Here is a 24,141-nt window from a genome sequence, read left to right as displayed (position 1 = left end):
ATTGTTGTTATGTTTTGGCTAAGTACATAAAAAGCAAACCGGTATATTAGCAAAAAATGATTTTAATGAAGGAGTATTTTCAATTATGATAGAAATACGACAGCCACAGATACAACGAGAAAAGGCTGTACAGGCAATGCAAACTTTTTTAGAGACCCTCGGCTTAGACCTCAAGGTATTACAGATGGAGAAAACGCCGAATCGGGTAACTGATGCATTTATCAATTTTTTTTCTGGTCTTTGGAAAAATCCAGATGATGAATGGGCACAACCGATTCAAACAGAAGTAGATGGCTTAGTGGCTATTCGCAATATCCGTTTTCAATCCATGTGTGAACATCATTTATTGCCCTTTTTTGGGACAGTACATATTGCTTATTATCCTCATAAAGGAAAGGTTGCTGGGTTTGGTCATTTTGTTAGTGCTGTGGAAACACTGACGAAACGTCCGCAGTTACAAGAACGATTAACACAAGAATTGAGTCTTTCTTTATGTCGTGGTTTGCAACCTGAAGGGGTATTAGTGGTAGTTGAAGCGACTCATTTATGCATGACCATGATGCATGGATCAGCTGGTGATACGAATATTATTACAACGGCAACGGCTGGTATTATTCAAAGTGGTAGTGATATGTATCATCAAGCATGGAATTTATTAATGGAAGGAACGAGTGATGATGGGCGTTGAAATGAGACATTATACATGGACCGATGGAAAAACGTTAACCTTAGGCGAACGGCCTCTTATTATGGGGATTTTAAATGTTACAGCTGATTCTTTTTCTGATGGAGGACAGTGGAATACTGTGGCTAAAGCGATTGCACATATGGAAGAAATGATTCGTGATGGTGCAGATATTATTGATATTGGTGCGGAATCATCTCGTCCAGGTTTTACTCCTATTAGTGCTGTCGAAGAAATTAATAGATTATCACGTTTTTTACCAGATGTATTAGCACATTCAACGGTACCTGTTTCGGTTGATACGTTCAAGGCAGAAACGGCTGAATATGCGATGTCGTTAGGTGCCCATATTATGAATGATATATGGGGTTTGCAATACGCTAAAGAACCTGGAAAAATGGCAAAAGTAGCAGCTAAATATAATGTACCGGTGATTGTGATGCATAATCAAGATACGACAGATTATGGTGATTTGCTTTTAGATATGAAAAAATTCTTTCGTACTTCCGTAGAAATAGCGGTTAAAGCAGGAGTTGATCCATCTCGTATTATCACGGATCCAGGTATTGGTTTTTTTGGCAAAACAACGGAACAAAATATATATATTATCAAACATCTGCATGAATTTACGGCATTACCCTATCCATTATTGTTAGGCCCTTCGCGGAAGGGTTTTATTGGTGATGTGTTGGATCTGCCCGTAACTGAACGGCTGGAAGGAACGGGTGCGGTATGTGTGTCCGGTGTATTACGTGGAGCTTCGATTATTCGCGTGCATGATGTAAAGCCTATTAAGCGTATGTGTATTATGGCAGAAGTACTAAAGGAGAAATAGTGATGGATAGTATTCATTTGCAAGGGTTAACATTTTGGGGATATCATGGTTGTTTTGCAGAAGAAAAAACGAATGGGCAACCATTTTATGTTGATGTCACGTTATATTTATCGTTAGAACAAGCAGGAAAAAATGACACTTTGTCAGAAACGGTTGATTATGGTACAGTATATACTGTAATAAAAGAAATCGTAACAGAAAAATCTTTTTGTTTAATTGAAGCTGTAGCAGAAGATATTGCTCAAACTTTATTGTCTACTTTTGCGATACTAAAAAAAGTAGGGGTAACCGTACATAAACCGCAAGCACCTATTGGTGGATTGGTGCAAGATGTTAATGTGTCTATTGAAAGGGCTGTAAATGAATAGATTTTATCTTAGTATAGGGGCGAATATAGGACAACGGGAACAAAATTTAGCTCAAGCTGTTTTTTTATTACGTGGTGATAATGCTTGCTCGATACAGCACGTTTCGTCATTATATGAAACGATGCCGTGGGGAAAAATAGATCAACCGATGTTTTTAAATGCCGCCTTAACGGTAGATAGTACGTATACGGGATCTGAATTATTGCAGCGATGTTTGCAAATAGAAAAAAAATTAGGACGTATTAGGCAAGAAAAATGGGGGACTCGGACGATAGATATAGATATCGTGTACAGTCGTGATGAGGTCTGTACGAAACCGGATTTACAAATTCCTCATCCTTATTTAACAAAACGTGCATTTGTACTTGTGCCATTACAAGAAATTGAGCCAACATTAGAAATAGAAGGACGTCCCATAGAGGAGTGGCTTACTTTATTGGTAAAAGATGTATCTCAAATACATAAATATAGAAAGGCGAAACTATGGAAAAAATATTAATTGCAGATGATGAACAATTGATGCGTCAATTAGTAAATGACTTTTTAACACCCGAAGGATATGAAGTTATCGAAGCGGCTGATGGTAAAGAAGCGATCGAAATGTATGACAAATATCATCCTGATTTAGTATTATTAGATGTTATGATGCCAGGATATGATGGTTGGACGGTGTGCCGAGAAATTCGGCGTGAATCGATGGTTCCTATTATTATGATTACGGCGAAAGGAGAAGAAATTGACCAATTATTTGCATATGATTTAGGTGTAGATGAATATATTACGAAGCCCTTTAGCCCTAAAATTTTAGTTGCAAAAATCAAGGCGATGTTTCGTCGTTCCACAAAAGAGAGTGAAATGGAACAAGATGGCGTTGCTATTGATAGGGATGCACGACAAGTGGTATTAGATGGAAAGAATATTGATTTAAGTCCTACGGAATATAAGTTATTAAATTACTTAATGAGTAATGCTGGAAAAGCTTTGAGTCGGCGACAAATTTTAAATCAAGTATGGAATTATGAATATTATGGGGATTTACGTACGGTTGATACGCATATTAATCGTTTGCGCATTAAATTAGGGAATAAAGGTTGCTTTATTCAAACTGTACGTGGATATGGCTATCGTTATAATTCAAAATGAAAACATTATCTTTAGGTACCAGAATCTGCTTGTTTATTGGCATTTTTACACTAGTATGTGTGGCGTCTTTAATGCTTGCAATTGGCATTGGCTTTAGACCGTATTTTTCTATGGTGAAGAAAGAAAAAATGCTTTTCGCAGGTTACCAGATAAAAAAATTTTATAAAGAACATCAGTTAAATTACAATGCTTTAGGGCAATTAGGCTATGATTTAGGTGCTGATATTGTTATTGTTCATCAGGGAGAAATTATTTATACGACGTTGCCTATTTATACGGGGCCGGAAGATATTTCATCCGCTAGTGATATTACCTTTTTTATGACTCCTATTGCACCTACGTATTATGGGAGAGAAGAATTACAGTACATCCAAGTACTACGAGATCTATTAGAAGGAAAAAATCCATCGCCTGATAAATTGGATAAAGTGCAGCATTCGCAGCGGAATCGCGAGTTTCAATACTTTAGTTTAGTGGGAAAAATAGATGCTAATACGTATTATATTATTTGTAGTCCCATGTCTACAATTGGGCAATATAGCTCGGTTATTCAACAATTTATTGTTACTATTGGACTTATTTGGATTTTTGCTGCGCTTTGTTTATCTTTCTTTGTTTCGCGTTGGATTACGTTGCCTTTACGTGAGTTACAGCATATTTCAGCGGCTATGGCAAAATTGGATTTCACTAAGAGATGGCGACAAAATCGTACGGATGAAATTGGTTCTCTCGGGAAAAGCTTTAATGATTTAGCAAGACAGTTGCAAGGTGCGTTAGCGGCAAGAAATAAAGTAAATAACCGTTTACAACACGAATTATTTAGGATTAAAGAATTAGAATCGATGCGACAGAAATTTTTATTTGCTGTTTCGCATGAATTGAAAACGCCTTTAGCAATTATTCAGGGGTATGCTGAAGGATTAGAAACGTTATCATTGGATGAAGAGACCCAAAGAAAATATTGTCGTATCATTCAGCGAGAAGCAGGAAAAATGGGTGGGTTTGTAAAAGATTTACTTGATGTATCGCGATTGGAAATGGGAACGTTGGAGTTACAACCTGTTTTTTTTGATTTTGCAGCATTAATTTATGAAGTGCAAGAACAATTTTCACAGGTGATTATGAATAAAAATATTAAGGCTCATTGGGATATTCCTCATAAAATTACTGTTTTTGGCGATCCTGCTCGAATTGAAGTTATTATTAATAATCTTATTAGCAATGCTATTGATTATACCTCACCGAATCATGAAATGCGTGTTTTTGTAGAAGATATTCCCCAAGGGTATCGTATTAATATTTATAATCAAGGTATTACGATTCCGCCAGATGAGCAAAAATTAATTTGGCAACCTTTCTATAAAGTAGATACATCGCGGACACGAAAGATAGAAAGAACGTTTGGTGGACATGGTCTTGGGTTAGGAATTGTTGCGGCTTTGGTTTCGTTACACTGTGAATCTTATGGTATGTGTAATGAAACGGACGGGGTGACGTTTTGGTTTACCCTTAGCAAAGATGAAGCGAAATATAAAAAAAGTAAATAAAAAAGACACTTCTATCATAGAAGTGTCTTTTTTGGTGCGAGTGGAGGGACTTGAACCCTCACGCCGTGAGGCACTGGATCCTAAGTCCAGCGCGTCTGCCATTCCGCCACACTCGCAAGTCTGATGATTATTATAGCATATCATTAAAGGTGGTTCAAGTCATATAGATAAAGTTTAATAGCGCCGAAATACACCAATTACTTTTCCTAGAATAGAGCAATGTTTTGTGTATATTGGTTCATAGGCATCATTTTCTGGTTGTAGTCGAATACAATCTTTTTCGAGGTAATAGCGTTTTACTGTTGCTGAATCATCAAGTAAGGCTACGACAATATCGCCGTTGTGAGCGGTGTTTTGTTGTCGCACAATCAGTAAATCACCTTCTAAAATGCCTGCATCTTGCATACTATCACCTTTTACCGATAATAAAAAGGCGTCATCTTCACCGATAAATTCAGCAGCAAAAGGATAGACATCTTCTACACATTCTTCTGCTAATAAAGGTTCCCCGGCACGGACTTGTCCAACGAGAGGTAACGGCGTTAGTTTTTTTGAACGCCAAGTGCTTTCATCGACCAATTCAATTGTACGATTTTTAGAAGGATCACGACGAATAAATCCTTTGGTTTCTAGTGTTTGTAAATAACCGTGAACAGTAGAAGTAGAGCTAAGGCCTACTTCTTTACAAATTTCTCTTACCGAAGGTGGATAGCCATAGTGATGTATGCAATTACGAATATATTCTAATATTTGGCGTTGCCGTGTTGTTAATGTTGTTTCTGAAGTCATAAGCTACTACTCCTTATATTAATATATTTTAATTATAGCTGATATATAGAATGAATTCAAACGTTTGTTCTATTTTTTGTTGACAGAACGAATGTTCGTTGATATAATAAATTCAACAAACAAACGAACGTTCGTTCTATAAATATAGAAGGAGTGACGATTATGAAACGAGTACATAAAAAAGCTACATATACTATACAAAAAAGAATGGCCTCTTTATTTTGCTTATGTGGTTTTATCTTAGTTGTGGGCAGCCAGTTGGGATGGGTATCTCCTGCTAAAGATATGACGTATGTTACTGTGCAGGTGCATGAAGGTGATACACTGTGGCACTATGCTCATGTTATAGCTGAGCAACATGAAGATGTTCGGCCAGTAGTCGATCGGATTGTTACGATTAACGGTTTGCAAGAAGATGAAAGTTTACAACCAGGGCAAATGTTAAAAATACCAGTTTTGGTTACACAAGCAGATGAAGTTAGGGCAAAACTTAATAGCTAGTGGCAAGAATTTAGACTGTATACTGTATTGAAAAATAGGTTATTCTATCTGTGATACGAGTAAAAACACCAAAAAATAGTGAAATAGATAACACCGTCAGATGATGGTGTTTTTTTTTGCAAAACGATAGGGCTAATGCAAGTATATAGTACAAGGTTACGGTTAGTTCCTTCTTTGAAAAGTTACTGTAAAAAAGAGAGATAATCAGTAGCGGTGAAAAAAATGTCACGTTTCTTAGGATAACGTTATTTTCATGTAGAGGGGCTTATTATGTATAATACCAATAGTGGTGGTGCGACTAAGAATTATTCTAAGGACGATTAGAATTTATCGTATTTATGATAATACTATATCAAAAGAAATGTTATAAAATGAAATGATTGTTGCTTTTATTAAAGAGGACACATATAATATACAGTATAGGTGCGTATTCATATAGAAAGGATGGAAAAAAATGAATTTAGGAATAACTACCTCCGTTTGGATTGGCGTGGATGTAGGAACTACGGGTGTACGGGCAATTGCCTATACAGCAGATGGAGAAAGAATATGTGGCTTTGAAGCATTTTATCCATTGATGACGCCGCATCCTGATTGGGCAGAAGAAAGTCCATTACAAATATATGATGCTGTTGTGGATGTGATTAAGAAGACGTCTCATCAATTACGGTATAAAAATAAAGTATTACAAGGTATTGTGTTAAGTACGGTTATGCATAGTTTTGTAGGGCTGAATAAAGAAAAAGAACCTATTATGGATATGCAAACATGGGCAGATAGTAGAAGTGCTTCTGTGGTACGAGCTATTAAGTCTGATGGTAATACAGAACGTATTTTTTACGAACGAACAGGCTGCCCGATTCATGCATGTTATCCTTTAGCTAAAATTAAGTGGTTACGGGAAAATCAATCCGAATTATTTGCAAAAATGCAATATGTCGGTTCGATTAAGGATTATATTTTTTATCATCTGACAGGTGAATGGCTAATAGATCGTTCAACTGCTTCGGCAAGTGGCATCTATAATGAACATACTCTCGCATGGGATGATGATATTTTATCGTACATAGGTATTAATAAGGAATATATGCCACCAGTCGTATCTACTACTTATCGTAGTGCATTGTCAAAAAACGCAGCTCTTGCAATGGGATTACCTGTGGGGATGCCTGTCGTTATCGGGGCAACGGATGGTGTGTTAGTAAATGTAGGGATTGGTGCGGTAGCACCAGGCCAATTAAGCGGGACGATAGGAACGAGTGGTGCCTTACGGATGCTTATTGATAAACCACGTGTGGACGCACAAATGCGTACATGGTGCTATAATTTAGTTGATAATATATGGGTAGCTGGAGGTGCTATCAATAATGGCGGTATTATTTTACGGTGGTTACGAGATAATATTTGTCATTATGGGGGCAGCACATTGGAACATTTAGATATTGATCCATATGATTTGATGACGATGAAAGCGGAACACGTGCAACCTGGTTCTGAAGGGTTGATTTGTTTACCTTGTTTTACCGGTGAACGAGCTCCGTATTGGAATTCGGAGTTGCGCGGTATGTTTTTTGGTTTTTCCCTAAATCATAGTCGTTCTCATATGATTCGTGCGGCGATGGAAGGAATTTGTTATAGTTTAAATAGTGTTATGTCTGCTTTGCGTGAATTTGACACTATTCAAGATATTCGTGTTAGCGGTAGTTTTACAAAATCAAAATTATGGTTGCAGATGTTAGCGGATATTTTGAATGAACCGCTAACCTTGCCTGATAATAGTGAAGGTGCTGCGTTTGGTGCAGCTGTATTAGGTTTTATTTCTGAAGGCGTATTACACGATATATCTGATACAGCACATTTAGTTCATCCTCAAAAAGTATATACGCCGCAACCTGAAAATAGAGTGATATATGAAGCGTTGTATGGTGTGTTTGAACGATTATACCATCGTTTGCAAGATGAATTTGCGATTATTACAGCATATCAAAATAAATTATAAGTAGGAGGTTTTTTATGATTTTACATACCATAGGCGTGCTTGGCATGGGGGTTATGGGAAGCAATTTAGCACTTAATATGGCTGACCATGGTTACGATGTAGCTGTTTATAATCACACGCCTCAGACAACAAGACAGTTTGTTCGTATGAATCCGCATGAACATATTACGGCGTATTACGATTTGTCTACTTATATCCAGTCATTAGAGCGACCACGTAAAGTGATGTTTATGATTAAGGCTGGGGAGCCCGTAGACACGATGATAGATAAGATTTTACCGTATTTAGAAGCAGGCGATATTCTTATTGATGGTGGAAATTCTTATTTTAAAGATACACAACGACGGGTAAAACAGTGCCAAGAACAAGGCATTCATTTTATAGGTATGGGAATATCCGGTGGTGAAAAAGGAGCGAGACGAGGACCGGCGATTATGATTGGCGGGGCTAAAGAAGCGTATGAAGAAATTCATGCTATTTATAACGATATTGCCGCGAAGGCACCTGATGGCAAACCTTGTTGTGCATATATGGGTTCCGATGGAGCCGGTCATTTTGTTAAGATGGTGCATAATGGTATTGAATATGCGGATATGCAATTAATCGCTGAAGCCTATTTGCTATTAAAATATGTGGGGGCATATGATAATCGTGATTTAGGTAATATTTTTCACCAATGGAATCAAGGTGAACTACATAGTTACCTCATCGGTATTAGTGCGGATATTTTTGCGGAAACGGATGAAAATCATAAATTTGTATTAGATTATATTGTTGATAAAGCGGAACAAAAGGGAACTGGACGGTGGACATGTTTGGAGGGCATTGAGGAAGGGGTAGATATTTCTCTTATTATGGCAGCATGTAATGCCCGAGTGTTATCGCAAGCGGTTGAAAGAGAAAAAGCTAAACAAATATATCCTGCGGGCGATATAACGGTCCAGCATACAGATGCATTTATTGAAGCTGTACGAAGAAGTCTATATGCAGCTAAAATAGTGGCCTATGCACAAGGATTTTCTTTATACAAACAGGCATCACAAGTATATCATTGGCATTTACCGTATCAACGCATAGCGGAAATTTTTCGTGCAGGATGTATTATTCAAGCTGATTTTTTGAGTACGATTAGTCAAGCTTATGAAGGTGATTCCCAGTTGGATAATTTGTTATTTTATCCATTTTTTATTGATCATCTTAAAGCGGGAGAAGCAGCATTGCGGCATGTTGTAGCGGTAGGAATTGCCTCGGGGATTCCTATGCCTGCCTTTACTAATGCTATTACGTATATTGATGCATATCGCAGTCCTTGTATGGGGGCAAATTTAATACAAGGATTACGTGATTATTTTGGCGCACATACGTTTCAACGGATCGATCAAGAAGGGGCAGTACATCACTTATGGCAAGAACACTATAAAAAGTAATCTTAGGCGGAGGAGGAGATGCTCATGACGCTTGCACATATGCAATTATTTCCTTTTTTACGTAGTGTTTATGGGGAATTGACCAAAACAGAAAAACGTATTGCTGATTATATGATGAACAATACGATGCAAGTAATGGATCAGACAATTACAGATATTGCAAAGCATACACAGAGCTCAGAGATTACCGTTTCTAGATTTTGTAAAAAAGTCGGTTGTCATGGACTACAAGAAGTAAAAAGACAACTTGCGACAGGACTTTCAGTAGCTTTAACTGAAGGATATCATGATATACAAGGGGAAGATTCAAGTTATACGGTCATGTTAAAGATATTTAGAAATATTACAGAGGGATTGCAAGATACGGCATCCCTCTTAGATTATGCTCAAATCGAAAAAGCCGTAGCAATCCTGCAAAAGGCGGCTCGTGTAGTGGTATATGGGTTTGGTAATTCCGCAACGGTATGTCAAGATATAGCTACAAGATTTTTGCGATTAGGTCTTGTAGTTCAAGCGTATAGTGATTCGCATATGCAGGTTACATCGGCGACATTGCTACATACGGATGATGTCGTGATTGCCGTTTCACATACGGGACGATCAAAAGAATTGATTCACTCTGTACAAGTGGCCAGACAACGAGGTGCTCGCATTATTGTAATTACTAGTCATGGGCAGTCCTATTTAGCTAAGCTAGGAGATATATGTTTGTGTGGAATGGGAAGAGAAGTTCAATTTGCATCAGAAGCAAGTTCTTCTCGGCTTATTCATATGGCAATCGGGGATATTTTATATGCCCGCTTGACCATGTTACGTTTGTCTAGCTTTAATGAAAATATGGAAAATATGCGGCGAGAAATCCATAAGCAAAAACTACCTTTGTAACGGTATGCAATTATTGAATAAAGAAAATCGGGTTGATGTCTTCCAATTGATACAAATAATGATATAATAGAAACAATCGTTTTTGTTGAGGTAAGTTATATTCCTACGTGTGTTACATCGATATAGTAAGAACATGGCTATAATAAATAACAAAAACGTATACACTTATTTAGGAGGACGCGTTATGTTTCATTGGGATTTGATTCAGTTTGTTGCCAGTGTACCGGGATTATTATTAGCCATAACGATACATGAATATGCACATGCTTTGATGGCTGTAAAAATGGGGGATATGACACCTAAATTTGCCGGTCGATTAACATTAAATCCATTTGCGCATCTTTCCGTGACTGGAACCATTTTTTTGTTATTGCTTCAATTTGGTTGGGCTAAGGGAGTTCCTGTTGATGGGCGTAATTTTAAAAATTACTACAAAGGGGAAATACTTGTTTCTTTAGCAGGTCCGTTTGCTAATTTTCTCTTTGCTTTTATCGTACTAGCTATAGATATATTTTGGATGTCACGGGTTTCGTTTTCTATGCCTGCGTTGGAAATGGTTTTACAACTTATTGTTTTGTATAATATCAATTTTGGCTTTTTCAATTTATTACCTATTCCACCATTAGATGGTTCGCATATTTTATGGTGTATATTGCCGGGGCAATATAGGCGAAAGTATTTTTTCATATTAGAAAAATATGCCTTACTTATCTTCCTTGTTATACTAGCAACGCCTATTTTAGGATATATATTGATTCCTGCACAGCAAGGGATTTTACACTTTTATATGTTTTTATTAACGCCGTTATTATAGGGAAAAATTTATCCCAATGCTTGCGAAAATGGTATAATCATTGACAAAAACTATGTTTTTACGTATAATGAAAATATAAATTAAACTTTTTGACCTTTAGGAAAGTAGAGGGTTACTATGAACAGTGTAAAAACAGCGTTTTTAATGACGTTATTAGCCTGTATTATGATGGCGATAGGTGGGATTTTTGGTGGTCGTTCGGGATTATACATCATGTTCATTATTGCGATTGGCATGAATTTTTTTTCATACTGGTTTAGCGATTCGATGGTATTACGTATGTATCGGGCAAGAGAAGTAGATGAACATCATGTTTTGTATCAGATTGTTGCTGAATTAGCGAAAAAAGCAGAATTACCGATGCCGCGTGTATATATTATCCCGACAGATGTGCCCAATGCTTTTGCAACTGGGCGAAATCCTTCGCATGCCGCTGTTGCTGCAACGGAAGGGATTTTAACATTATTAGATAAAGATGAAATGCGTGGCGTTTTGGCTCATGAAATGTCGCATGTATTGCATAGGGATATTTTAATTAGTACGATGGTCGCTTGTTTTGCTAGTGTGATTACGATGTTAGCCAATGTAGCTCAATGGATGGCTATATTTGGTCGCGGTGGCGATGATGATGATGGAAATAATCCTATTGCTTTGTTGGTTACCATTGTGATTGCGCCTATTGCTGCTGCGTTGATACAGTTTGCTATTTCTCGAACAAGAGAATATATGGCAGATGAAGAGGGTGGAAAATTATGCGATGATCCGATTTCTTTGGCACGTGCATTAGCTAAAATAGATAATTATGCCCATTATAGAGTTATGCCAGGAGCAACAAAGGCAACGGCTCATTTATGTATTATTAATCCACTAGCGGGGATTCGCGATGGCATGTTAAATTTATTTAGCACACATCCATCTACGGAAAAGCGTATTGCAAAACTACAGGAACTTGATCGAAAATTGCATGGATAAGTAGATTTTATGAAGCGGACCAATAAGGTTCGCTTTTTTTTATTTTTGTTGACAATTTGTTGTAATTGCTAGAAGTACCTTTGTAAGTAGTGTATAATACAACCCATACACGAATAAAAGGAGAGAAAATCATGTCATATCAATCGAATAATACTAGTGTTTCAGATATACGTATAGTGAATAGTCGTATGATTCTTCCTTTAAAAGAAAGGGTTTTACAAGTAGCGGGATATGGCAAAAATAGTATAGGCTATGATAAGGGGGAGACCTATTATAGTCAGCTATTGCCTTCTTTTCGAGTAACTGTACAAGCAAAAGGGGCATTCACGTTAGATCTGGTAAATAATCAATTATATGCAGTGCTGACGTTAGGTTCAAGCATTGATAAATGGATTGATCGACAATTTGAAAAAGGAGATTTTTTTGCGGGCTATATAGCTAATGCAATGAGTGATGCTGGATTATATCAATGGGAAGAGCAAGTTTTACAATATATTGAAGAGGCTTGTCGTCAAGCGAATGTGGGTATTATCAAGCGCTATGAACCTGGAATGAATGTGCCTTTAGGGATACAGAGTAAATTAGCTACGGCATTAGCTACTCAGCGGACATTGAATGTTACGTTAGACGAAAAATGTATATGGCATCCTTTAAAAACGATGAGTATCCTTTTTGATATTCGCAAAGGTAGCACGGAGATGAATAGTAAGCATGATTGTAGTCAGTGTAGTCGTGAACATTGCTTTATGAAAGCCGAACCGACAAAGGCGACAGTTAGGATAAATTGTCCGGCGGGAGAAGCGGTTCAGCACTATTTACAAGCACAACAGGTTTTTTTGCCGCATGATTGTGGTGGTATGGGTAAATGTGGTAAATGTAAAATTAGGGTGTTACAGGGAGATATACCGATTACTACTGCTGATAAGCAGGTGTTTACAGAAACTGAGTTGCAGGCAGGATGGCGAATGGCTTGTCAAAGTGTAACTAAAACGTCGACACTATTAGAAGTGCCGAAACAAGAAAATATATATCTTGCTTTAGGACAATCGGCAACAAAAAATACAGATATATCTTCCGTTGCTGATTTAGGGATAGCCATAGATATTGGAACGACAACGCTAGCTCTATCTCTTGTAGATATATCAAAACAACAGGTAATTGATACGATTACGGGTGAAAATGGTCAACGTATTTGGGGAGCGGATGTAGTTAGTCGTATTCAAGCTTCTTTACAGGGAAAGGATAAGGAACTACAGCATATTATTCAACAAAATATAGTAGAATTGATTCGTCGCTTAATGCATATACAGGGAAATCTTTATTCCCATATTCACCATATTGTTATTTCTGCTAATACGGTTATGTATCATTTATTACGTGGTTTTTCTTGTAAAGGATTGGGGAGCTGGCCATTTGCACCAGTTTCGTATGGTGGAGAAACTATTCCTTGTCAACAGATATTACCACAGATACTAGAATTGTCAGGCTGTGACGTAACCTTTTTACCGCATTTAAGTGCATATGTTGGTAGTGATATTACGGCAGGGATTTATTTATGTGACATGACGAAATATAAGGATATATCGTTGTTAGTTGATTTAGGAACAAATGGTGAAATCGCTCTTGGTAATTGCGATCAGTTGCTGGTTGCATCTGCTCCAGCGGGGCCAGCATTTGAGGGCGGTAGTATTCAATATGGTTGTGGCAGTATTCCTGGTGCTATTAGTCAAGTAGAGTTTCGATATGGTTCTTTTTTTGTACGGACAATCGGAAATCTTCCGCCAAAAGGGCTTTGTGGTACTGGTTTAGTTGCTGCTTTAACTGCTCTTAGACGAGCAGATTATGTGGATACATATGGAACGTTAGTAGAACCGTGGCAAGAACAAGGGGTACCGTTGGTACAACAAGAAACGGGAGAATTTATTTATGTTACACAACGTGATATTCGTGCATTACAAATGGCAAAGGGGGCCATTCGGGCAGGAATGGAAATTGTGCTAAAAAAATATGGTATAACATGGCAAGAGATAAAGCATTTTTATGTAGCTGGTGGGTTTGGATATTATCTGCAACCAGCTATGGCAATTGATATTGGGCTATTACCAAGTGATTTAGTTGTACCGATTCAAACAGTAGGTAATACGTCTTTACGAGGTGCTACGGCAGTTTTATATGATCCTTCTTGCATAGAGGAAATGAAAATACTTCGACAGAAGACAAAGGAATGTATTTTGAGTAATGATGCATCTTTCCAAGATATATATATTAACGCGTTGAATTTTTCTGGTGGAATGGTAGTAAAGGAGGAAGTATATGAAAAGAGATGAATTTCATGCATGGCTTAAGGAAGGTATTCTTTTTTTAGATGGGGCAACGGGAACTAATTTACAAGCGGCAGGAATGCCTGTTGGTGTTTGCCCAGAAGCATGGATTTTAGAAAATAAACAGACGATTATTGCACTACAACAGCAATTTGTACAAGCTGGGACGGATATTTTGTATGCACCAACGTTTACGGGAAATAGAATTAAATTAGCCGAATATGGATTGGAAGATAAGATCGTAGAAATAAATACACAACTAGTGTCTTTTTCTAAAGAAGCGGCCCAGGGAAATGCAAAAGTAGCTGGTGATATGACTATGACGGGACAGCAATTATATCCTTTAGGCGAATTGACTTTTGAAGAATTAGTTGATGTTTATCGAGAACAAGCACAGATTTTATATGATGCAGGTGTAGATTTATTTGTGGTTGAAACGATGATGAGTTTACAGGAAACGCGTGCTTGTGTTTTAGCTATTCGGGAATGTTGTGACCTTCCCATTATGGCAAGTCTTACTTTCGAGGCTGATGGGCGAACGTTGTATGGAACGCCACCAGAAGTAGCGGTAGTAGTATTACAAGCAATGGGAGTGGATGCAGTAGGGTTAAACTGTTCAACTGGACCAGAAGATATGGTAGAGATTGTAAAAACGATGCATGCGTATGCATCCATACCTATATTAGCTAAGCCTAATGCGGGATTACCTGAACTAGAACAAGGGCATACGGTATATAAAACAACACCGGAAGTATTTGCTGAAGCGGGAACGGCTTTAGTTCATGCTGGAGCACGGATTATTGGCGGTTGTTGTGGTACAACGCCTGAACATATTAAGGCGTTAAAAGAAGCAATGAAACATCTTTCTCCACTTCCTTATAAGGCAGAACATAGACGAATAGTGACATCAGAGCGAAAGATACAAGAAATTGACTTACATGGTTCATTTTGCGTTATTGGTGAACGTATTAATCCAACGGGAAAGAAAAAGTTACAAGAAGAATTACGAGCAGGTTCCTTGCGTCTAGTGCGTACGATGGCACGAGAACAAGAAGAACGTGGTGCCGCTATCTTAGATATCAACATGGGAACGAATGGTATTGATGAAAAAGATATGATGGTGCGAGCTATTTATGAAGTTACTTCGGTTACGGGTTTGCCTCTTTGCATTGATTCTAGTTATCCTGAAGTATTGGAAGCGGCGTTACGCATTTATCCAGGTCGAGCATTAATTAACTCTATTTCCTTAGAAACAGATAAAATAAAGCAGGTGTTACCATTAGCTAAAAAATATGGGGCTATGTTTATTGCTTTGCCTGTATCAGATGAAGGCATTCCTCAAACGATTGAGGAAAAACATGCAATTATTGAACAAATTGTGGAAAAAGCAAAAGAATTTCATTTAACGGAAGCCGATATTGTAGTTGATGGCTTGGTCGCAACTGCTGGTGCTACGCCTACGGCGGCATTAGATTGTTTGGCTACTTTTACCTATTGTAAAAAACGAAATTTAGCGACTGTATGCGGGTTATCTAATATTTCTTTTGGTTTGCCGCAACGGACATATGTCAATATGACCTTTTTAGCGATGGCTATTTCTGGGGGCTTAAATTTGGCGATAGCTAATCCGTCGCAAGATATGCTGATGAATGTAGCAGCTGCCGCGAATATGTTGATGCATCGGCCTGAAAGTGATATCGCTTATATTAAGCAGATTCAATTGTTTGAAAAACATTTAGCTGAAGAAAAAACGATGATTAAACGAACGCAGATAACGAATACAACATCAACACTAGAATCAGCACCAAAAAAGGAAAATGAGAATAAAGTATATCGTGCCGTATTAGAAGGTGAAAAGGATGAGATTGTTTCTTTTGCTCAAGAAGAGCTTAATAAGGGCATGAAACCAGAAGATATTATTAATCACTTACTCATTCCCGCAATTAATGAAGTAGGGGAATTATATAATAAGCAATTATATTTTTTACCACAATTAATTGCGAGTGCTAATACGATGGAACAAGCGATTTCTTTTTTAGAGCCACAAATCAAGCGTGCATCGAATAAAATGGCAATGCCTACTATTGTTATTGCGACGGTAGAAGGCGATGTGCATGATATTGGTAAAAATTTGGTGGGGTTAATGCTACGTAATTATGGATATCATGTCATTGATTTAGGCAAAGATGTTCCGGCAGAAACTATTTTGGATACGGCTTTAAAGGAACATGCCGCGATAATAGGGCTTTCTGCATTAATGACAACAACGATGATGCGAATGAAAGATGTCGTATTATTAGCAAAAGAAAAAGCTTATACAGGGAAGATAATCATTGGTGGTGCTGCCGTTACACCTAGTTTTGCTGAAGAAATAGGAGCTGATGGGTATTCCAAAGATGCGGCTGATTGTGTAAAATTAGTGAATACGCTATTGGCATAAGTAGTAGCTTTACAAGGAAAGTATCTCTTTCGTTGTAGAGCTATTTTTGTTGCAAAAAGTCAAAAAGTCTAATATAATAAGACGTGAGAATAACCATTTCAATATGCAGAATGTAGGTGATAGACATGAGTGTATTAGCAGACGAAATAGAGAAATTAATTTTGCATAAATTATTAAAAGAAGAAAAAGAAAATGTTATTTTAAAACGAAATGAATTAGCAGATGAATTACAATGTGCACCTTCTCAAATTAGTTATGTTTTAAGCACTCGTTTTTCTAATGCGAAAGGGTATCACGTGGAATCAAGACGAGGATCGGGAGGTTTTGTACGTATTGCGAAGATGAGAAATAAAAAAACGGAGCACTCTCCTGTTGTTGTATCAGAACAAATGCCCGTTATTTCAATTCGGTTGCAAGATCTAGATCGAGTATTGTTTCGTCTATTAAAACAAAAACGCATTACCAACCGTGACGCCGTATTATTGCATCATACCTTTACGGCCTTATTTGCGGAGGTCGATGATGAACAACAGCGATTAGCGGTTGTTAGTCGTATTTTAGAACATATATAAACCGAGGAAATGATATGAAAGATGATAGTTATAAAATACTTCCAGCACTGACACTTTTAAAAGGAGACAAGAAAGCGGTAAAAGAAAGCACACAAGAAATCTCTTTATTGTCATGGAACAATGATTCTAGTGAAGATATGGAACAAGTCGATAATAGAGAGGAGCATATAGCTTGTCCTTTTTGTGGCACTACCTTTGAGTCGTTTCAAAAAAAGGGAATGTTTGGTTGTGCTGTATGCTATGAAACGTTTTCTTCACACATTGCAGCACTAGTACGACGCATACAAGAAGGAGAAAGACATATGGGAAAAGTACCTAATCGAGGACATGGCGTTTTTTCTACTGCACAAAAAGTACGACAATTACAGCAACATTTAGCCCAAGCGGTAGTAAATCATAACCAAAAAGAAGAAGCACATCTTCGGCAACTCATTGATAGTTTAGACGAAGGGATTGGGAAATAGAAATGGGAAACCAACGATTTCAGGATATGTTTGCGTCATGGCAAGAACATGCTCAAGCGGCGTATGATGTCGTGCTTGAAAGCAGAGTTCATATTCATCGAAATATACGTTCGTATGCGTTTCCCTTAGTTGCAACGGCAGAGGTCTTATCGAAGGTTTATCAAGATATTAAGCAAGCTCTATATCTTGCACGTGAAACGGAATTTTATTGTTTACAATGGATTGATATTGATTCGCTTACGGCAAAAGAAAAAGAATGGTTTGTTTCTTGGCATTGGATAACGGCTGAAATGACCAATAGAAAGTATACGGGACTCGCAATTTCTGCTGATGGGGCATTACAATTGCAACTTAATGGAACCGATCATATACAGATTAATACAGCTTGTACAGGGTTTTCCCTTAAGCCACTTTGGCAACGGGCTAATGCTTGTGATGATGCTTTAGAAGAGGTGTTACCAGTTGCTTTTCATCGTAATTTGGGATATATAACGGCTTCGCCCGCACTGTTGGGAACGGGCTTAAAAATTAATATCTTGTTACATTTACCTGGTATAGTACAACAACAGCGGTTACGTTATCTTATCCCTTTTATTACCAATGAAGGATTTTTGCTACAACGAGATGTAACACCAGAAACACATATTTTTCAATTAACAAATCAAGTGACTTTAGGTGTGACAGAACAGGATATAATGGAGCGAATATTCAAAGTAGTGCAACGTATTGTAAATGAAGAACGACAATGTCGTTTGCAATATATAGAAGAGAATCAAGCTGCTTTTATCGATATGGGTAAGCGTGCTTATGCGATTCTTTCGTATGCCTATATGCTTAAACGGTTAGAATGTATGCGTTTATGGAGCCAATTACGATGGGCTGTGGCCTCTCGATATATCGCCCTTCCGCTAATTGCATGTGATCAGTTGTTTTTTGCCGCATGTGATGAAGATATCGCTGATGTAATGACGAAGAATAAGTGCACTTCTATCGAGATAAATAGGGCCGCTCTTGTACAAAAAGTATTAGAAAAATATAAGGTATAGGGATAGCATTATGCGAAAATTAAAAACACAATTTGTATGTACCGAATGCGGTAGTATTAGTAGTCGGTGGTTTGGTAAATGTCCGCAGTGTGGAAATTGGAATACCTTAGAAGAAGTCCCCGTGTCTTCTAGCAATATTTCTTCGCGACAGGTATTACCGCGTCATGGTACGAGTGCGAAACCATGTTCATTGAGTGATATTGAAATGGCTTCACTTATACGTATGGAAATAGGTATTGCTGAATTAGATCGTGTCTTAGGTGGCGGTATTGTCCCGGGATCATTAATTTTATTAAGCGGTGATCCCGGTATTGGTAAGTCAACGTTAGTGTTGCAAATGGCTGCATCTGTGGCTAATAAAGGAAAGGTAATGTACAGTTCTGGAGAAGAATCGGCGGGGCAAATTAAATTGCGGGCAGAACGTTTAGGTATAACATCGTCAGCGATTATGGTACAATCGGATATATCGCTAGATATGATTTTACAAACGGCGATACGTTTACGACCGGTTCTGCTTATTGTAGATTCTATTCAAACGATGTATACTGAAGATTGTGATGGTGCACCTGGAAGTTTAAGTCAAATTCGAGAGTGCACTGTAAAGTTAATGGGATTTGCCAAGACGGAAAATATTTCGGTATTGGTTATTGGTCATGTGACGAAAGAAGGTACGATTGCAGGTCCACGGGTTATGGAACATATGGTGGATGTGGTATTACATTTTGAGGGGGAAAAAAATTATCAATTTCGAGTTTTACGGGGAATTAAGAATAGGTTTGGCTCTACTAGTGAATCAGGATTATTTACGATGACGGAAAAGGGGTTACAAGAAGTGCGTAATCCTTCGCAGTTATTATTAGCAGAACGGACACAAGTGTATCCAGGGGCAGTCATTACGGCTGTAATGGATGGTGTGCGACCTTTGCTTTGTGAAATTCAGGCGTTAACGACACACTCTATTTTTTCCGTACCGAGGCGAACGGCTTCAGGCATGGACTATAATCGGTTGATTATTTTGTTAGCGGTATTAGAAAAACAATTGGGTTTACGGTTGGGTTCTTATGATGTTTATGTTAATATGGTAGGTGGTTTAAAAATATCGGAAACAGCTGCCGATTTGGCAACATTGATGTCTATTTATTCAGCCTTACGGGATACTCCTTTAGATAGAAATACAGTCGTCATGGGAGAAGTGGGGTTAACGGGAGATATTCGACGTATTCCACATGTATTACGACGTATACAAGAAGGTATAACCTTAGGATTTACGACTTATATTTTGCCATATGGCAATAGAGATGACATAATGAAACAAGGCGTTTCCTCTTGCAAAATACATACAGTAAAAACAATTCAGGAAGCAGTACAAATTGCTTTTTCATCGGAATAGGATGAAAGAAGATAGGATACATGATGGATCATGATTTTTAAAGTCAGGATGTGAGATTTATGCATCAAAAAAAACGAAACGAAAAGGAGATTATGCCACGTAACTCCAGGAAATTTAACAGTAAAATTATTGCTGATAATATCATGAAAGGGATCATGGTATTAATTTTTGCTGTTATTTTTGTATTATTGGCTGATCGTTTTATTGGCTCCTCTTTTTTTGATCAAGAAGTGGAAGTTGATTGGTTTAATGGTAGTATTTTTGGTACTACTCTTGCTAAAGCTGCCATTTATGTGCTGGGGGCTATAATAGGTAGCATCATCGGCTTTTTGTTTTCTCCTTTTTTAATTCGTCTTATTTGGCGTTCTATTCATCGTATCGAACTTAGTGTCGGTGATTTTGAAGGGCAGGATTTAGTTATTGGAACTTTGGGATTGCTTTTTGGACTTATTATTGCTAATTTAGTTGGACTTACTTTTTATCGCCTGCCTCTCATTGGTGCGTATGGACCTATTGTATTTAGTGTGATTTTTGGCTATGCGGGAGTTAGTGTTTTTTTGAAGAAAAAAACGGATATATCGGGTGCAATTATGAATTTTCGTATGGGTCGACAAGGTCGCGATAATACTAAAGATAAAACCATAGTAAGTTCAGGAAAATTACTGGATACAAGTGCTATTATTGATGGAAGGATTGCAGAAATTTGTAGTACCGGTTTTATTGAGGGACCGATATTGGTGCCTGTTTTTGTCTTAGAAGAACTCCAATTAATTGCAGATTCATCGGATTCATTAAAACGTATTAGAGGAAGACGAGGCTTAGATATTTTAAAAAAAATGCAAGAAGATAAGCATGTAGAAATACGTATTTTAAATGATGATTTTGATGATATTCAAGGGGTCGATTCTAAATTAGTGCGGCTTGGCAAAAAATTACAAGTAAAGGTGGTTACGAATGACTATAATTTAAATAAAGTAGCCGCTTTGCAAGGTGTTGTTGTATTAAATATTAATGCTTTATCTAATGCCTTAAAAACAGCCTGTATTCCTGGAGAAAACATGTATGTTTACGTAGTTAAGGCGGGTAAAGAGTCGATGCAAGGGGTTGCTTATTTAGACGATGGAACGATGATTGTTGTAGAAAATGGTGAACCCTATATTGGTAAAACAATTGGTGTTGTGGTGACATCGGTTCTACAAACGGCCGCAGGTCGGATGATTTTTGTAAAGGTATTGGAAGCGTAGGTGACATTATTGAATGTAGCGGTGATTGTAGTGGCGGCTGGTTCGGGAAGTCGTTTTGGATATAAGCGAAATAAATTGTTTTTTCCTTTATGGGGAAAACCAGTATTACAACATACATTGAGTCATGTTTTTCAGGCAACCTTAGTAACCGAGGTAATTATTGTCTATGCAGAATGTGATTATGCTGATATAAAAAAAATGGTGCATGAATTACATCCACGGCAAATAGTGAGATATGTATTAGGTGGTAAAGAAAGAGAAGATTCGGTTTATCAAGGCTTATTGGCAACGAGTGAAGCGATGGATATCGTTATGGTTCATGATGGTTCAAGACCGATGGCTGGTCCCGAATATTTTGATCGAGCCGTGCCTGTAATGGAACAGGCGGAAGCTGCGATTTATGCTATTCCTGTTAAAGATACGATTAAACAGGTTTCTCATACAGAATTGTATGGTACGCAGGAAATACAAACGTTAAAGCGCAGTCAACTTATTGCAGCTCAAACGCCGCAAATATTTCAACGTCATACTTTATTACAGGCTCATCAGTATGCTAGAAAGCATCATCTATCAGGAACAGATGATGCTTCACTGGTAGAGGCAATGGGTAAAAAAATTATCGTTTTGCCTGGAGATGAACGAAATCTCAAGGTTACGACACGAGAAGATATCACTATATTGGAAGCGTCGGTACCATGCAAATCAATTCCACGTATAGGCATAGGATATGATGTGCATCCGTTGGTGGAAGGAAAAAAGTTAATACTTGGGGGTGTTTCTATTCCTTTTTCGCACGGATTAGCTGGTCATTCGGATGCGGATGTATTAGTGCATGCCGTAATGGATGCTTTATTAGGAGCTGCGGGATTAGCGGATATTGGAACGTATTTTCCCGATACGGATCAAACATTAAAAGGAATTTCTAGTTTACTTTTATTAGAAAAAGTAAGAGAGATTATTTCTACAGGTGGCTATTGTATTCATAACATTGATGTCATGCTCTTAGCACAAAGACCTAAATTAAAATCATATATCCCGCAAATGATAGAACGTATAGCTATTGCATTACGTATTGATAAAACGGCGATATCTATAAAAGCAACGACGACAGAACATTTGGGGTTTGTTGGTAGGGAAGAGGGAATGGCTGCACAAGCGGTAGCAATGATAATAAAACATAACATGAAGTAATATAGGAGGAATTATAATGGCTAATAAAATTCGAGTTCGATTTGCACCGAGTCCAACCGGACCATTTCATATAGGTGGTGCTCGTTCTGCGTTATTTAATTATTTAATAGCAAAACATACACAGGGAGATTTTATTGTTCGTATTGAAGATACTGATAGAAAACGTTCGACTAAAGAATCGGAAGATAATATAAAAGAAGCGTTACGTTGGCTCCATATTAATTGGGATGAAGGTATTGATATAGGGGGCGATTATGGCCCATACAGGCAAACAGAACGGTTGGATTTATACAAACAGTATACAGATAAGTTATTAGCAGAAGGAAAAGCGTATTACTGTTTTTGTGACACGGAAACCTTAGAAAAGCAAAAACAAGATCAATTAGCCAAGGGTGAAACACCTAAATATGAGGGAACCTGTCGACAGTTGCCAAAAGAAACGATCGATCAATATTTAAAAGAAGGTAGACCGTATGTTATTCGTATTAAAACGCCGTGTAATGAAATTTTAGCTATTGACGATATAGTACGAGGGCATGTTGAATTCGATTCTAATCAAATTGGTGATTTTGTTATTGTAAAATCAGATGGTATTCCTGTTTATAATTACTGCGTTGTTTTAGATGATGCATTAATGAAGATTACACATGTTATTCGGGCGGAAGAACATCTTTCTAATACGCCGCGACAATTAGTTTTATACCATGCTTTAGGTTTTACACCACCTACGTTTGCACATGTTTCGTTGATATTAGGTGCGGATAAGAAAAAAATGAGTAAACGTCATGGTGCGACATCGGTTCAACAATATCGCGATTTAGGATATTTACCAGAAGCTATTTTTAATTTCTTAGGATTATTAGGGTGGACGCCAGAAGGGGAAAACGAGATTTTAAGTCAACAAGAATTGATTCAGCAATTTTCTTTAGAGCGAGTAGCTAAAAATCCGGCCGTTTTTGATATTGAAAAATTGAATTGGATTAATTTTCATTATATGAAGGGGTTGGATGAAGAACAGTTATTGACATTGTGCTTACCACATTTACAAAAAGTGGGATATGTCAATGATGATATGGTTAAAACACAGCATGATTGGTTAAAAGCGATGGTAAGTGCACTGAGAAATCACATTCAATTTGGAGCACAAGTCGTAGAGGCGGCACGTATCTTTTTTACTGATGAATATGAGCCGGAAAATGAAGAAGCGGCAGCGGTTTTACGAGAACCTTCAGCAGCAGATGTATTGCGTATGTTTAAAAAAGAATATACAGACTTAGAAGTAATAACGGCTGATACGGTACGCCCTTTATTTAAAAAGATTCAAAAAGAAATAGGCGTGAAAGGAAAATTTGTATATATGCCTATTCGTGTCGCTTTAACAGGTAATATGCATGGTCCTGATTTAGATGTTATTATTTCCTTGATGGGGCATGATAAGGTTGTGACGCGCTTAATGAACAGTGGCTTAGTGTAAGCTTATCTTGACAGAAGGATTCTTTTTCAGTACC

At 37.6% G+C, this 24,141-nt stretch carries 22 protein-coding genes and 1 tRNA gene; 21 read left to right on the top strand and 2 right to left on the bottom strand.

The window, feature by feature from the left end; translation table 11 throughout:
* The first annotated feature begins 85 nt into the window (after window positions 1-85).
* From folE to HMPREF1040_RS08290, 6 genes are all read left to right on the top strand, one after another.
* On the top strand, window positions 86-688 hold the full coding sequence (folE, locus tag HMPREF1040_RS02455) for a GTP cyclohydrolase I (protein WP_007392350.1): 603 nt from the start codon (window positions 86-88) through the stop codon (window positions 686-688).
* Complete coding sequence (folP, locus tag HMPREF1040_RS02450; RefSeq protein WP_007392344.1) at window positions 678-1,520, top strand: dihydropteroate synthase; 843 nt, start codon at window positions 678-680, stop codon at window positions 1,518-1,520. The genes folE and folP overlap by 11 nt, the downstream gene beginning before the upstream one ends.
* Window positions 1,521-1,522: 2 nt before the next feature.
* On the top strand, window positions 1,523-1,888 hold the full coding sequence (gene folB / locus HMPREF1040_RS02445) for a dihydroneopterin aldolase (protein WP_007392330.1): 366 nt from the start codon (window positions 1,523-1,525) through the stop codon (window positions 1,886-1,888).
* Window positions 1,881-2,387: a 2-amino-4-hydroxy-6-hydroxymethyldihydropteridine diphosphokinase gene (gene folK / locus HMPREF1040_RS02440; protein WP_007392332.1), complete on the top strand. Its 507-nt coding sequence runs from the start codon at window positions 1,881-1,883 to the stop codon at window positions 2,385-2,387. The genes folB and folK overlap by 8 nt, the downstream gene beginning before the upstream one ends.
* The gene (locus tag HMPREF1040_RS02435) at window positions 2,372-3,031 is read left to right on the top strand and encodes a response regulator transcription factor (protein WP_007392336.1); all 660 of its coding nucleotides are present in this window, start codon (window positions 2,372-2,374) and stop codon (window positions 3,029-3,031) included. The genes folK and HMPREF1040_RS02435 overlap by 16 nt, the downstream gene beginning before the upstream one ends.
* A 71-nt stretch (window positions 3,032-3,102) precedes the next feature.
* The gene (locus HMPREF1040_RS08290; protein ID WP_007392320.1) at window positions 3,103-4,578 is read left to right on the top strand and encodes a HAMP domain-containing sensor histidine kinase; all 1,476 of its coding nucleotides are present in this window, start codon (window positions 3,103-3,105) and stop codon (window positions 4,576-4,578) included.
* A 32-nt stretch (window positions 4,579-4,610) separates the two neighbouring features.
* Here the strand turns inward: HMPREF1040_RS08290 and HMPREF1040_RS02425 are convergent.
* Window positions 4,611-4,694: transfer RNA gene (locus tag HMPREF1040_RS02425), tRNA-Leu, on the bottom strand.
* A 58-nt stretch (window positions 4,695-4,752) separates the two neighbouring features.
* Window positions 4,753-5,367: a transcriptional repressor LexA gene (gene lexA, locus HMPREF1040_RS02420; protein WP_007392317.1), complete on the bottom strand. Its 615-nt coding sequence runs from the start codon at window positions 5,365-5,367 to the stop codon at window positions 4,753-4,755.
* Between the two features lie 162 nt (window positions 5,368-5,529).
* Here lexA and HMPREF1040_RS02415 point away from each other — a divergent pair, with 162 nt between their 5' ends.
* From HMPREF1040_RS02415 to gltX, 15 genes are all read left to right on the top strand, one after another.
* Window positions 5,530-5,868 (top strand): LysM peptidoglycan-binding domain-containing protein, encoded by a 339-nt coding sequence (locus tag HMPREF1040_RS02415; protein WP_007392322.1) that lies wholly within the window; start codon window positions 5,530-5,532, stop codon window positions 5,866-5,868.
* A gap of 454 nt (window positions 5,869-6,322) precedes the next feature.
* Window positions 6,323-7,867, top strand: a complete 1,545-nt coding sequence (locus HMPREF1040_RS02410) for a gluconokinase (protein ID WP_007392347.1) — start codon at window positions 6,323-6,325, stop codon at window positions 7,865-7,867.
* A gap of 14 nt (window positions 7,868-7,881) precedes the next feature.
* The gene (gene gnd, locus HMPREF1040_RS02405) at window positions 7,882-9,294 is read left to right on the top strand and encodes a decarboxylating NADP(+)-dependent phosphogluconate dehydrogenase (protein ID WP_007392339.1); all 1,413 of its coding nucleotides are present in this window, start codon (window positions 7,882-7,884) and stop codon (window positions 9,292-9,294) included.
* Between the two features lie 24 nt (window positions 9,295-9,318).
* On the top strand, window positions 9,319-10,179 hold the full coding sequence (locus HMPREF1040_RS02400; protein ID WP_007392335.1) for a MurR/RpiR family transcriptional regulator: 861 nt from the start codon (window positions 9,319-9,321) through the stop codon (window positions 10,177-10,179).
* Between the two features lie 184 nt (window positions 10,180-10,363).
* Window positions 10,364-10,993, top strand: a complete 630-nt coding sequence (locus tag HMPREF1040_RS02395) for a site-2 protease family protein (protein WP_007392327.1) — start codon at window positions 10,364-10,366, stop codon at window positions 10,991-10,993.
* A gap of 117 nt (window positions 10,994-11,110) precedes the next feature.
* Window positions 11,111-11,965 (top strand): zinc metalloprotease HtpX, encoded by an 855-nt coding sequence (gene htpX, locus HMPREF1040_RS02390; protein ID WP_007392333.1) that lies wholly within the window; start codon window positions 11,111-11,113, stop codon window positions 11,963-11,965.
* Window positions 11,966-12,096: 131 nt separating this feature from the next.
* Window positions 12,097-14,292, top strand: coding sequence for an ASKHA domain-containing protein (locus HMPREF1040_RS02385; protein ID WP_007392326.1), 2,196 nt, complete (start codon window positions 12,097-12,099; stop codon window positions 14,290-14,292).
* Window positions 14,279-16,726: a homocysteine S-methyltransferase family protein gene (locus HMPREF1040_RS02380; RefSeq protein ID WP_007392342.1), complete on the top strand. Its 2,448-nt coding sequence runs from the start codon at window positions 14,279-14,281 to the stop codon at window positions 16,724-16,726. Before HMPREF1040_RS02385 ends, HMPREF1040_RS02380 begins: the two co-directional genes overlap by 14 nt.
* Before the next feature lie 125 nt (window positions 16,727-16,851).
* A complete protein-coding gene (locus HMPREF1040_RS02375; protein ID WP_007392338.1) occupies window positions 16,852-17,298 on the top strand; it encodes a CtsR family transcriptional regulator in 447 nt (148 codons plus the stop codon).
* Window positions 17,299-17,312: 14 nt separating this feature from the next.
* Window positions 17,313-17,762, top strand: a complete 450-nt coding sequence (locus HMPREF1040_RS07675) for a hypothetical protein (protein ID WP_007392345.1) — start codon at window positions 17,313-17,315, stop codon at window positions 17,760-17,762.
* Between the two features lie 2 nt (window positions 17,763-17,764).
* On the top strand, window positions 17,765-18,808 hold the full coding sequence (locus tag HMPREF1040_RS02365; RefSeq protein ID WP_007392351.1) for an ATP--guanido phosphotransferase: 1,044 nt from the start codon (window positions 17,765-17,767) through the stop codon (window positions 18,806-18,808).
* Between the two features lie 10 nt (window positions 18,809-18,818).
* Entirely contained in the window at window positions 18,819-20,198 is a 1,380-nt protein-coding gene (radA, locus tag HMPREF1040_RS02360) for a DNA repair protein RadA (RefSeq protein WP_007392319.1), read from the top strand.
* Between the two features lie 59 nt (window positions 20,199-20,257).
* Window positions 20,258-21,442 (top strand): PIN/TRAM domain-containing protein, encoded by a 1,185-nt coding sequence (locus HMPREF1040_RS02355; protein WP_007392349.1) that lies wholly within the window; start codon window positions 20,258-20,260, stop codon window positions 21,440-21,442.
* Window positions 21,443-22,633 carry a 2-C-methyl-D-erythritol 4-phosphate cytidylyltransferase gene (gene ispD, locus HMPREF1040_RS02350; RefSeq protein ID WP_007392331.1) on the top strand — a complete coding sequence of 397 codons (1,191 nt, stop codon included), beginning with the start codon at window positions 21,443-21,445 and terminating at the stop codon, window positions 22,631-22,633.
* 16 nt (window positions 22,634-22,649) lie between these two features.
* Entirely contained in the window at window positions 22,650-24,107 is a 1,458-nt protein-coding gene (gene gltX / locus HMPREF1040_RS02345; RefSeq protein WP_007392341.1) for a glutamate--tRNA ligase, read from the top strand.
* Window positions 24,108-24,141: the final 34 nt, after the last annotated feature.

Origin of the sequence: Megasphaera sp. UPII 135-E (assembly GCF_000221545.1) — a bacterium.
GTDB classification, from domain to species: Bacteria; Bacillota; Negativicutes; order Veillonellales; family Megasphaeraceae; genus Megasphaera; species Megasphaera hutchinsoni.
The sequence above is the reverse complement of the archived record's forward strand: the minus strand, read 5'-3'. Positions and strand labels throughout refer to the sequence as shown.